Annotated in this window: 12 protein-coding genes and 1 tRNA gene; 12 read left to right on the forward strand and 1 reads right to left on the reverse strand. The window is 34.4% G+C overall.

Going from position 1 to position 11,853, the window contains the following annotated elements; all coding sequences use genetic code 11:
• Positions 1 to 137 precede the first annotated feature (137 nt).
• From HR057_RS01885 to HR057_RS01910, 6 genes are all read left to right on the forward strand, one after another.
• Positions 138 to 1,415, forward strand: coding sequence for an ABC transporter substrate-binding protein (locus HR057_RS01885; protein ID WP_173729719.1), 1,278 nt, complete (start codon positions 138 to 140; stop codon positions 1,413 to 1,415).
• Between the two features lie 70 nt (positions 1,416 to 1,485).
• Positions 1,486 to 2,358, forward strand: coding sequence for a branched-chain amino acid ABC transporter permease (locus HR057_RS01890; protein ID WP_173729720.1), 873 nt, complete (start codon positions 1,486 to 1,488; stop codon positions 2,356 to 2,358).
• A gap of 6 nt (positions 2,359 to 2,364) precedes the next feature.
• On the forward strand, positions 2,365 to 3,360 hold the full coding sequence (locus HR057_RS01895) for a branched-chain amino acid ABC transporter permease (RefSeq protein WP_196237820.1): 996 nt from the start codon (positions 2,365 to 2,367) through the stop codon (positions 3,358 to 3,360).
• The gene (locus tag HR057_RS01900) at positions 3,347 to 4,120 is read left to right on the forward strand and encodes an ABC transporter ATP-binding protein (protein WP_173729721.1); all 774 of its coding nucleotides are present in this window, start codon (positions 3,347 to 3,349) and stop codon (positions 4,118 to 4,120) included. Before HR057_RS01895 ends, HR057_RS01900 begins: the two co-directional genes overlap by 14 nt.
• Entirely contained in the window at positions 4,107 to 4,811 is a 705-nt protein-coding gene (locus HR057_RS01905) for an ABC transporter ATP-binding protein (RefSeq protein ID WP_173729722.1), read from the forward strand. Before HR057_RS01900 ends, HR057_RS01905 begins: the two co-directional genes overlap by 14 nt.
• A 404-nt stretch (positions 4,812 to 5,215) precedes the next feature.
• Positions 5,216 to 5,842, forward strand: a complete 627-nt coding sequence (locus HR057_RS01910) for a sunset domain-containing protein (RefSeq protein WP_173729723.1) — start codon at positions 5,216 to 5,218, stop codon at positions 5,840 to 5,842.
• 258 nt (positions 5,843 to 6,100) lie between these two features.
• Here the strand turns inward: HR057_RS01910 and HR057_RS01915 are convergent.
• Positions 6,101 to 6,172: transfer RNA gene (locus HR057_RS01915), tRNA-Val, on the reverse strand.
• An 80-nt stretch (positions 6,173 to 6,252) separates the two neighbouring features.
• Between HR057_RS01915 and HR057_RS01920 the strand changes: the two genes are divergently transcribed.
• The 6 genes from HR057_RS01920 (at position 6,253) to HR057_RS01945 (ending at position 11,830) form a co-directional block, all read left to right on the forward strand.
• The gene (locus HR057_RS01920) at positions 6,253 to 7,137 is read left to right on the forward strand and encodes a fumarylacetoacetate hydrolase family protein (protein ID WP_173729724.1); all 885 of its coding nucleotides are present in this window, start codon (positions 6,253 to 6,255) and stop codon (positions 7,135 to 7,137) included.
• A 34-nt stretch (positions 7,138 to 7,171) separates the two neighbouring features.
• A complete protein-coding gene (locus HR057_RS01925; RefSeq protein WP_173729725.1) occupies positions 7,172 to 7,843 on the forward strand; it encodes an SOS response-associated peptidase in 672 nt (223 codons plus the stop codon).
• Between the two features lie 222 nt (positions 7,844 to 8,065).
• The gene (locus HR057_RS01930) at positions 8,066 to 8,764 is read left to right on the forward strand and encodes a DUF3889 domain-containing protein (protein ID WP_173729726.1); all 699 of its coding nucleotides are present in this window, start codon (positions 8,066 to 8,068) and stop codon (positions 8,762 to 8,764) included.
• Between the two features lie 628 nt (positions 8,765 to 9,392).
• Positions 9,393 to 10,190 (forward strand): enoyl-CoA hydratase/isomerase family protein, encoded by a 798-nt coding sequence (locus HR057_RS01935; RefSeq protein ID WP_173729727.1) that lies wholly within the window; start codon positions 9,393 to 9,395, stop codon positions 10,188 to 10,190.
• Between the two features lie 204 nt (positions 10,191 to 10,394).
• Positions 10,395 to 10,844 (forward strand): acyl-CoA thioesterase, encoded by a 450-nt coding sequence (locus HR057_RS01940; protein ID WP_173729728.1) that lies wholly within the window; start codon positions 10,395 to 10,397, stop codon positions 10,842 to 10,844.
• Between the two features lie 113 nt (positions 10,845 to 10,957).
• The gene (locus HR057_RS01945) at positions 10,958 to 11,830 is read left to right on the forward strand and encodes a PaaX family transcriptional regulator (protein WP_173729729.1); all 873 of its coding nucleotides are present in this window, start codon (positions 10,958 to 10,960) and stop codon (positions 11,828 to 11,830) included.
• The last annotated feature ends 23 nt before the right edge of the window (positions 11,831 to 11,853 follow it).

Genomic DNA, 11,853 nt, shown 5'->3' on the forward strand with positions numbered 1-11,853 from the left:
TTGCAAACTTGAAAAATTCAATTGTAATAAATTGAAATCAATGGAGATTAAAGAGCGGTAATGCCTATTGTTTTGCTTTTTGTTAAATTATCAGAATATTAATAAATATTAGTAAATTCGAAAAGGAGGAAGAATGGATGAAGTATCGTAATTCGTTTATTTTTTTGATCCTATTTGTGATATTTGTTTTATTATTAAGTGCTTGTAGTACTGGTAGTCAATCAATATCACAATCTACTTCTTCAAGTTCATCTTCAGAGAATAGGAAAGGTTACCCACAAGGGGTTAGCGATAATGAAATTGTAATCGGTCATTTTGGTCCTCAATCAGGACCAACAGCAATTTATGATTCTGCACGTAAAGCAGCTGAATCTTATATTAAATATATTAATGAAAATGGTGGTGTAAACGGTCGTAAAATAAAAATGATTTCATATGATGATGGGGGACAGCCGGCAAAGGCAACACAAGCTGTTAAAAGATTGGTTGAACAGGATAAAGTTTACGCAATTGTTGGTGCTATCGGTACTGTTTCAAATCTTGCTGTACTGGATTATTACAAGGAAAAAGGAATTCCTGTCATCATGATGGGGAGCGGATCAACAAAGTTAGTAGAACCACCTATTCGAAATGTAATTGGTCTAGGTGTTATTAACTATGGTGTAGAAGCAAAAATTCTTTTAGACTATACAGTCAATGAATTAGGAGCAAAAAAGATTGCGATTGCTTATCAAAATGATGACCTCGGTAAAGAAGGTTATCAAACAGTGAAAATTAATATTTCTAAATACAACGGAGTAGAAATTGTGCAAGAAGTGAACTTCTTAACTAGTGATGTAGAATTTACAGCTCATGCGCAAAAAATTGCAGAATCAAATCCAGATGTTGTTATGGTGTTTTCATCACCGAATCCCGTAGCAAACTTAAAGAAAGCTCTCTATAAACTAGGTATGAATAATGTTCCGTTTGTTGTGAATTCTGTAGGTGCAAATGATACAAAAATGTTTGAATTAGCAGGACCGGAAGTATGGGAAGGAACAATATCTGCTGCTACCATACCTATGCCTGGTACTTCAGATAATGAAAGCTTAAAACTATTTGTAGAAAGATTTAGTAAAGATTTTCCTAATGAGCCTATTGTTGGAGTAAGTCAATCTGGTTGGGCACAGATGGAAGTGTTTGTTGAAGCAGTAAGATTAGCGGGAGAAGACCTATCTTGGGATAATCTTCTTAACTCGTTGTATAAGTTTGACAAATGGAAAGGGTCTATGTATGCTGGTGTTTCCTTCTCTCCAGAAAATCACTATGGATCAACTTCATTATTTATGACGAAAGCTGAAAAAGGAAAAATTGTTCCAATCTCAAAGATTATGACATATGATCCAGCTACAAATACGATTTCGATCGAGCAATAAACAATAACTAAGTAAAGGGCAAGTCTTTTTCTTACTTGTCCTTTCTTTTAAAGAACTCTTTGAAAGGAAGATGCTCGTGCAAATCATTGTAAGCGGTTTAATATTTGGGTGTGTCTATGGTTTAGCTGCTCTTGGGATGGTTTTAATTTTTAAGACAACGGATGTTGTCAACTTTGCTCAAGGTGAAATGGCTATGGTAACGGCCTTTGTAAGTTATGTTTTCTTATCACAAATGAATTTGTCATATATTTTCTCATTTACTCTTTCTTTAATTTTTGCAGCTATTCTTGGAATTGTTTTATATTTAGTTTTCATGAAAAGGGTGCAACATGCACCACCGTTAAATCAAATGGTCGTAACTCTAGGTTTGTTTCTTGTGTTAAATGGTGTTGCTGGTTTAATTTGGGGGCATCATTCTGCCAGTTATCCAGAGGCATTTCAAGGGGAGCCGATTAGGATTGGAGGAGTTTTTATTTCACCTAATGAAATTTTCATTGTTATTTTAACAATTATCCTTATGCTTATTTTCTTCTTTATTTTTAAATATACGAAAATAGGATTAATGATGCGTGCGACCGGTCAAGATATGTTTGCGTCATATTTAATGGGAATAAAGGTTTCGAAAATTTTCAAGTTTATTTGGGGTGTTGGTGCAGTTTTAGGCGGAATTGCAGGGATGTTGACAGCACCAATTACGTTTCTATCACCCAATATGATGGTTGATGTCTTAGTGATGGCCTTTGCAGCAGCAGTTCTAGGGGGATTTGTAAGTTTACCTGGTGCTTTTATTGGTGGTCTAATTATCGGTGTATTTGAAAATCTAATCAGCTATTATATTTCACCAGAAATGAAGCTTGTGTATACATTTTTATTAATTGTGGTCATTCTTTATGTTCGCCCTCAAGGTATTTTTGGTGGTACGAAATTGGTGAAAAAGGTGTGATCAAAATTGAAATTAATAGTATTTAATCATAAACTTTGGTTTTATCTTGTACTTACCTTTTCTATATCTTTTCCTTTTCTATTTGGACAATCAGGCTATTTTTTGTCTTTATTTATATTAATTTGTATATTAAGTATTGCCTCCATGTCCTTAAACTTACTCGTTGGATTTGGTGGCCAAGTTTCTGTAGGAAATGCCGGATTTTTAATGATTGGAAGTTATACTGTTGCCATTTTATCAAACACCTTTCAATTACCATTTTGGCTTTTACTACCTTTAGCAGGAGTTATAACTGGAATTATTGGTTTGGCCATCGGAATACCTGCAGTTAGACTAAGTGGCCATTTTTTAGCAGTAGCAACCCTAGGTTTTGGAATATCCATCCCACAAATAGCTTTAAATTGGGATTCAGTTACGAATGGATATGCTGGTTTATCTGTATCTCGCCCAGCAATATTATCAAGTGACTTGAGCTTATTTTATTTTATTGTTTTTATGACAATCGCTATCTTTTGGTTCATAAAAAATATCGTATATAGTCCGTTTGGTAGAGCCTTTATTGCCATTCGTGATAGTGAAGTTGCTGCCCAAACGATTGGTATAAATATTTCTTTTTATAAAGCTATGATGTTTGCTATTAGCGCTTTTTTCACTGGTATATCAGGTGGTTTATATGCTTATTGGTATGGTTTTGTTAGCCCTAACGACTTTTCAATAATGACATCATTATTACTTTTAGCTGGAATTATCGTAGGTGGTTTAGCTTCTATTCCTGGAGCGATTATTGGGGCAGTCTTTCTTACATTAATTCCTCATTTCACAGCTGCCTATAATGGAATGACAAATATTGTGATTGGTTCACTCGTCATCCTTATTATCATGTTTAAACCAGATGGTATTGTTCACTTTTTTGATTTTTTAAAGAAACCTGTTGAAAATAAAGCGAAAGAGCAAATAGTTTTTACTGCGATGGAAGGAGGAACGGAAAATGCTAAGCTTTAAAAACGTTACAGTTCAGTTTGCGGGTTTAGTCGCAATCAATAACTTATCATTTGAAGTTCCTCAAGGGTCTATCTATTCCATAATAGGTCCAAACGGTGCTGGAAAAACAACTATTTTTAATTGTATCAGCCGATTTTATACACCTATTTCTGGATCTATTTTCTTTAATGGATATAATTTATTAAAGTTAAAACCTCATCAAGTCATTCAAGCAGGAATTGCACGTAGTTTTCAAAACGTTGAACTTTTTTCAAAAATGACGGTTCTAGAAAATTTATTAACCGGCTTACATCCGGTTGTTAAGAAAAACTTATTTTCAGCTGCCCTAAATCTTCCATCAGTGAGAAGGATTGAAAAAGAATCATGGCAAAAAGCTTTTGAAGTCATGGAGCTATTGGGTATTTCACATCTAAGTAACGAAATCGTTTCAGATTTATCATTTGGATATCAGAAAATGGTAGATATAGGACGCGCCATGATGCCGAATCCAAAACTTATTTTATTAGATGAGCCGGTTGCAGGTATGAATCCAACCGAAACAGAACGACTTAGTAAATTAATTGTTCGTTTAAAAGAAGAGTTAGGTTACACGGTATTATTAATCGAACATGATATGTCATTGGTAATGAAAATATCTGACTTTATCACAGTCCTTAACTTTGGAGAAAAAATTGCAGAAGGTATCCCGAGTGAAATTCAAAAGAATCCAGCAGTGATTGAAGCTTATTTAGGAGAGGAGGTAGAGGATGTTAAAGCTTAGGAATGTGCATGTAAAGTATGGCCATGTTCACGCTTTACGGGGCATCTCGCTTGAGATACAAAAAGGACAAATTGTTTCATTATTAGGTGCTAATGGTGCAGGAAAATCTACGACATTAAAGATGATTTCCAGACTAGTAGAACCAAATCAGGGTGAATATATCGTTGATGGAACAAATATGTTAAAGAAATCTTCGAGTGATGTTGTAAAAGCAGGAATTATCCATTGTCCTGAAAATAGAAGGGTTTTCCCACAATTAACAGTTTATGAAAACTTAAAAATAGGGGCTATTCTACGAAAAGATAAAAAACAAATAAATAAGGATTTTGATAGAGTATTTACTTATTTTCCAAGATTAAAAGAACGACTAAACCAACTAGCTGGCACTTTAAGTGGAGGAGAGCAACAAATGCTTGCCATTGGAAGATCTTTAATGGGCAACCCTTCCTACCTTTTATTAGATGAGCCTTCACTAGGGATAGCACCGTTACTAGTGAAAGAAATTTTTGAGATAATAAAAACAATTAATCAGGAGGGTACATCGATTTTATTAGTGGAACAGAATGCACATATGGCTTTGCAAATATCAGACTATTCATATGTTTTAGAAAATGGGAAAATTGCTTTAGAGGGTCAATCTCAAAAATTAAAAAATAATGATCGTATTCGGCAACTATATTTGGGAGCATAATGAATAGGAAAAAGATTGATAGTATTTATTAAGGTTTTTATCGACTGTTATCAAGAAATTAATTAAGAAATAGCCTTTGATTTGAGTTTTTAAAACATCTGATATTGTACACGCTAGCGGAAAATACAAAAAAATAAAAGGGAAAAGTATCGCTTTTAATTCCATTTTCCTACAAAAACAAAAACTGTTAACGATAATAAAATTGTCATTTTTAATAATAAGTGACTTTTTCATTTGAAATTTAATGATGAATAATCTTAATGCCTCTACAGATATTAGGTAATGTGGAGGTGATTTTTATTTGGATAAAAATCAAGAAAGGACGATTTTAGAATACATAAAAAAATCTAGGAGTTCTAAAAGAAGAATTAATAAAAGCATTCGATTTTCTTGGATATGATGAAGTGAATACCTTTGTTGATCAATCAAAAGAAATATATAAGAAAAATACAAAAGATGGTATTAAGCTATATATAAAACGACTAGGATGCGGTTGTGGGAGCGGGAGTGGGTGCTGGTGTTTAATTATATTTATTTTGTTCGCAATAATCGCATCATGTGTTGCCTCTTTTGGTGATGATAAGGAACAAGATGAATCTGCACTTCAGCCAAAAGATCAAAATGTAGTTGTAAAACCAAAAAGTAATATTGAGCAAGAAAGAAAATCAGAAGTAACACAATTTTCAGAGGAAATTACTGTAGATGATAACAATAAACAAGAAGTAGCCCAATCTTCGGAAAGTTATAATAAGGAAAATGAAAATAAATCAGAAGTAATCCAATCTCCAGAAAGTAAAAGTGAGGAAAATGTCAATAAATCAGCAGTAACAGAATCTAAAGAAAAAGAAGCCCAAAAAACAAAGGATAAAAACGAAGGTTGTACAAATCCAAAGATTAAAGGAAATATTAGTGGTGGGGAAAAAATATACCATGTTCCTGGCGGTGCTTATTATGAAAAAACAGAAGCAGAGGAAATGTTTTGTACTGAAGCTGAAGCAATTGCAAAAGGATATAGAAAATCCAAAAGATAAACTTATCTTAATATGGTCTAATATGTAAAAAAGGGATTGTGGTAATTGCCCACAATCTCCTAAAATTGGTGGGTACACGCCATTTATTTTTAAAAAAAGGAAAAACAGCGAATTGGAAAACTCATCGTTTTCTTACTTCGCTGTTTTTTGTTACTTTTGGTCAAGCCCTTTTCTATATATTACTAGTTCATTCGTTATTTTACTGTTATAATTCATATAAAATGAAGAAACCCTTGGATTCTCCAAGGGTTTAAATGATGGTCTGTACTGGATTCGAACCAGTGACACCTTGCCTGTCAAGCAAGTACTCTCCCACTGAGCTAACAGACCATTATTTGAGACATTTTTTATTATAATGAATGGCGGTAATATAGTCAATAGTTATTGTAAAAGAATTTGGGGGTATGAGGATGAAATTATTAACCTTTAAACAAGATGGAATTTTAAAGGTAGGGGTTCTAACAAAAAATGGCGTCTTAGACCTTGAAAAAGGAGCACAAGAAACGAAAATACAATATCCAGGTTCCATTGAAAATATTATACATAATGGAAAAGAAGTAATTGGAAAAATTCAACAAATTATAGAAAAAGCGACAGATCTACAAGATCCAAATCTGTTTTTAAAAGAAGATACATTGGCCTTTGGGCCATGTGTTCCAAACCCAGGCAAAATTATTTGCGTTGGTTTGAATTATCGAAAACATGCAGAAGAATTTAATATGGATATTCCTACTGTACCTGTATTGTTTAATAAATTTAACAATTCTATCAATGCCCATGGTGAAGTAATTCCGATTCCAAGTGGTGTTGAACAAATGGACTATGAAGCAGAACTTGGTATTGTTATAGGGAAGAAAGCAAAGAATGTTTCTAAAGAAGATGCATTGGATTATGTATTCGGTTATTGCAATGGCAATGATGTTTCTGCCAGAGATTTGCAAATGCGGACAAGCCAATGGCTGTTAGGAAAGTCTTGCGATGGTTTTTGTCCAATTGGTCCTTATTTAGTAACAGCAGATGAAGTAGGGGATCCGAACAATTTGGACATTTCTTTAAAGGTGAATGGTGAGACTAGACAATCTTCCAATACAAAATATATGATCTTCCCTTGTAACGAATTAGTGAGCTATATTTCAAAGTATATGACGTTGGAACCAGGTGATATTATTCTTACAGGCACACCGGATGGCGTCATTTTAGGCTACCCAAAGGAACAACAAGTTTGGCTAAAGAAGAATGATGTAATGACAGTTGAAATTGAGAAATTGGGTAGGCTGACAAACCGTTTGCAATAAATGATATTTTCACGACGAAAAAGGAGGGGAAGATATGTGTGGAAGGTTTTCTTTAACAGTACCGCTTGAAGAAATAATTGAATTTTTCGATTTAATCAATGGTGATGAACTGGATTATGAAATCAGCTATAATATTGCCCCTAGTCAAAATGTGTTGTCAATCGTTTCTGATGGCACCCATAACCGGGGAGGTTATTTGCGTTGGGGTTTAGTGCCGTTTTGGGCGGATAGTCCGGCCATCGGCTATAAAATGATCAATGCTAGGGCGGAAACGATTGATCAAAAAGCAAGTTTTAAAAATTTGATAAAACGAAGACGCTGTTTAATCGTCGCGGACGGTTTTTATGAATGGAAAAAAGATGAAAAAGGCAATAAACGCCCCTATAGGATGATTAGAAAAAATAATGGATTAATGGCGTTTGCTGGACTCTGGGATCGGTGGGAAAAAGGAGGCACCATATTACATACATGTACGATTATTACAACACGACCAAATGAATTAATGGCTGAAATTCATGACAGGATGCCGGTCATTCTTCCAGAAGAAAAGCAAAAAATTTGGCTTGACCGAACGATTGAAGATGTACAGTTTTTAAAGGATTTGTTACAACCTTATCCAACAGAAGATATGATTGCTTACGAAGTTTCAAGTATCGTGAATTCACCCAAAAATAACCAAGAGGAATGTATTCAACCGCTGGTTTAGTTATTTGGAATAAAGGAGAAGCCCTCATAATGTGCTTCTTTTTTAATATCTGTTTTACGGTGCCAGACCCCTCTGTAGCACCATCTGCGGCACCATCTGCGGTGCGGTGCCAGACCCTTCTGGTGTACCTTCTCCTGTACCTTCTCCGGCACTTTCTGTGTAACATGCCAAGCTTTTTTGTGCATATGTTATGAAGAATAGTTTTAGACGGGAGGAGTAAATATGTGGACGTTTTATCCGTATGGTGCTTATGGGTACCTAAATGGAAATCGCACTTCTTATTTTCCGCCTTTTCAGCACCAAGGTATGAATTATTATTACAATAGTTATATTGATCCACATCAATACATGAACGATTACCGTCAGCGTCCAATTCGGGGGCAAGCAACGTGGACGACTGGAGGACAAGTTACAAAATGCGGAATTCCTTGGTCGAAAAATGAGTATATGACAGTAGCTGTTGGAGAAAATTCTCCATTTAAATGTGGGCAAACATTGAAAATAAGAAATCTCTCCTCATTAGGTCAAAGGGAAATCATCGTTACTGTTGTGGATACTGTCCAAGGTTATCCTGCCAATAAAATAAATCTTCACCGCAATGCCTTTATCGCACTTGGTGCAAATCCAAATGTCGGGATTATTGATGTTGAGATCATTCCATCACCCCAACTAGAGGAAGAAAGATGGGGCAAGTATTTATTAGAAATTGCCCAGATGGCATATCCTACCTATAACGTTACCGAATATAATTTTGTTAGTCGAAGCCAGCTATCTCCTTCTCGGACGAGGGAAACGTATGAATTCATTTTGCAAGCACCAGAAGGTAGTATAAAAATCCAAGGAAATGTTATATATAATCCAATCACTGATAAAGTATTGTCATTAGATATGAAGGAAGTAGAACATTTCCGTTATTACTGAATAAAAAAATAAACTATCTGCATGGCTATCTCAAACGTCGAGCGATCGACAAAGAGGAGCCTTTTTCTGTGAAAGGTGAAAGAAAACTATTTTCATTCATGGTTTTGGTCGAATGGCTATAAATATTTTAATGAATTTAATCTATGCAAAATGAACCACAACTGCCCAAAGCGAGAAAAGGGATAAGGCCACCTCCCCAAATGTTATTTGAGAACAATTTCCTTCTTCTTATAGTATTTTTACAAACGTTTACTAATCCCCTGTCCGCTCTCTAGAAATCGAAATCTCCCAAGTTTTCAAATTGCTAGATGAACGCTTGTATCCTTATTTTCGAAAATTAAACTTTCGTTTTAGTTACACATAATTATAATTGCAATAATGTATAAGAAATTTTGTTGATAACTTATAATATTTTGCTATCAAGTCACTTAACACTATTAGTAACTTTAAAAGTATAAAATATTTAATTTATAGTAAAAATAAGAGAATTAACGAGAATTTAAAAGAAAAAGACTACTTTTTAAAGGTTTTTCCCATTTTTGTTAATTTGAAAATATTTTGAATATTTAATATTATGTAATACAAACGGAAGTAATAATTCCATAATAAAAATAAGGAGGCTAATTATATGACGACAAGTGCTTTAGAAACTAAAACATTAACATTGAAAAAAGAAAATGGAATTGCAGAAGTGCATCTACACATTAATAAATCGAATGCTTATGATCTTGAATTTTATCGAGAACTAAACGCAGCTATCGATGACATCCGCTTTGACACTGACATTAAAGTTGTCGTTCTTATGAGCGATATGCCAGGATTTTTCAGTTCAGGTGCTAATATTGCATTTTTAAAAGCAGCAGATCCTCGTTTTAAAACACAATTTTGTTTATTCTGTAATGAAACATTAGATAAAATTGCCCGTTCACCGCAAATTTGGATTGCATGTTTAGAAGGACATACGGTTGGCGGCGGTTTAGAAATGGCGTTGGCATGCGACTTGCGTTTCATGGGAGATAAAGCTGGAAAAATCGGTTTGCCTGAAGTTACATTAGGCGTACTCGCTGGCACAGGCGGTACACAACGTTTAGCACGTTTAGTTGGCCACTCAAAAGCATTGGATTTAAATATCACTGGTGAACTACTAACACCACAAGAAGCATTAGATATACAATTAGTAGACCGGGTATTTCCACAGGAAGAAATTCGCGAAAAGACGCTTGAATATGCACGAAATATAGCCAGCAAAGCTACATATGCTGCATCGAATATTAAGCTATCAATTATGAATGGAAAAGAGATGCCGTTAAATGTGGCAATCCGCTATGAAGGAGAATTGCAAAATTTATTATTCCGTTCTCAAGATGCACAGGAAGGCTTAAGTGCATTTCTTGAAAAGCGTAAGCCAAATTGGACAGGGCAATAAACTTGCCCTATAAAAACATTTTTTCAAGGGGTGTCTTCAAGTGTCCGGCATTTACTATATAAGAATTTAAAAAATTTCCATATAATTGGAGTTTACGCAGCCTTGCCTTATCCGGTTTTGACCACCCCTTTCATTTTAAAAAAATAGAAGGATATTGAAACAAAGGACCTGTCTCCGTGTTTCAAAAAAAGAAAGGAGCAGCCAATGAGAAAAAATTCATTTAACATGAGAGTGAATTGGGGAGATACAGATAAAGCAGGTATCGTTTACTATCCTAATTATTTTAAATGGTTTGATATAGCCGGACATCAATTTTTTAGAAGTATTGGTCTCTCCCCTGCTGTTCTTGAAAAAGAGCGGGGAGTAATTATTCCTCTTATTGATGTAAGATGTACGTTTGTAAAACCTTTATTTTACGATGATATAATTACCATCCATACAGAAGTATCCGAGATTCATAATAAAGTATTTAAATTGAGTCATGAAGTTTATTGTGGTTCTGATAAAACAGGCTACGGTTATGAAGTGAGAGGGTGGGTAAAAAATATTGATGGAAAATATAAGGCAGTCCCCATCCCGGAAGATGTAATTACTATATTAAAACAAGACATAAAAAGTGATGAATCAAATCTTAATCCTCAATTAAATGCCTAATTAAATGAAAAAAAAATGGCTCCTTTTCCTTCTAGCGTAAATTTGATATATTTTTGTATAAAACTAAAGATACTATAAAGAAGCATCTTTGGACTAGGGGAAGGGGAGTACATATGAAGCCAAGATCTTTAATAACAACTTTATTCGGAGATTATATTCAATTCTACGGTTGGGAAATTTGGGTAGGAAGTTTAATTAAATTAATGGAAAAATTTGGGATTTCTGAATCATCTGTAAGAGGCGCCATTTTACGGATGAATAAGCAAGGATTACTGACTGTTAGAAAAGTCGGGAACAAAAGCTATTATTCAGTAACTCCGAAAGGGAAACCTAGAATAGAAGATGGAGTAAGAAGGGTTTATTCAATTGGCAATAGAAAATGGGATGGAAATTGGAGAATTGTATCCTACTCAATGCCAGAAGAATTGCGCGATTTAAGAAACCAAGTTCGGAAAGAATTATCTTGGATTGGTTTTGGTATGCTTTCAAACAGCTTATGGGTCAGTCCAAACTATATTGAAAATCAAGTAATGGATATGATTAAAAACTATAACCTGGAAGATTATATGGTGCTGTTTTCTTCAAGCAAAATTGTATCCCATCGAAATGAGGATATTATTCAGAAAGCATGGGATTTCAATGAACTATCAAAAGATTACGAGTGCTTTATCTCAACATTTCAAGAGAAGTATGAATACTTTAAGGAAAAAGCTTGGGAAGGGCATTTATCAGACGAGGAATGTTTTATTGAAAGAACGTATCTTGTTCATGAATACAGGAAATTTTTGTTTAAAGATCCAGGATTTCCAAATGATCTACTCCCGGAAAATTGGATTGGAAACCGGGCAAGAGAGTTGTTTTTTAATATCCATCAATTAATTTCAATTGGAGCTGTCCGGTATTTTGAAGAAATCTTTGTAAAAGCTCCAGATCAAGATATTCAAGTACGACGTGAACAAGCGGTTAACCCATTTTCTGACTTTTAATTTAGATGTCAGGAGGCGAGGAC

The organism is Calidifontibacillus erzurumensis, from assembly GCF_013303125.1.
Taxonomy (GTDB): Bacteria; Bacillota; Bacilli; order Bacillales; family Bacillaceae_J; genus Calidifontibacillus; species Calidifontibacillus erzurumensis.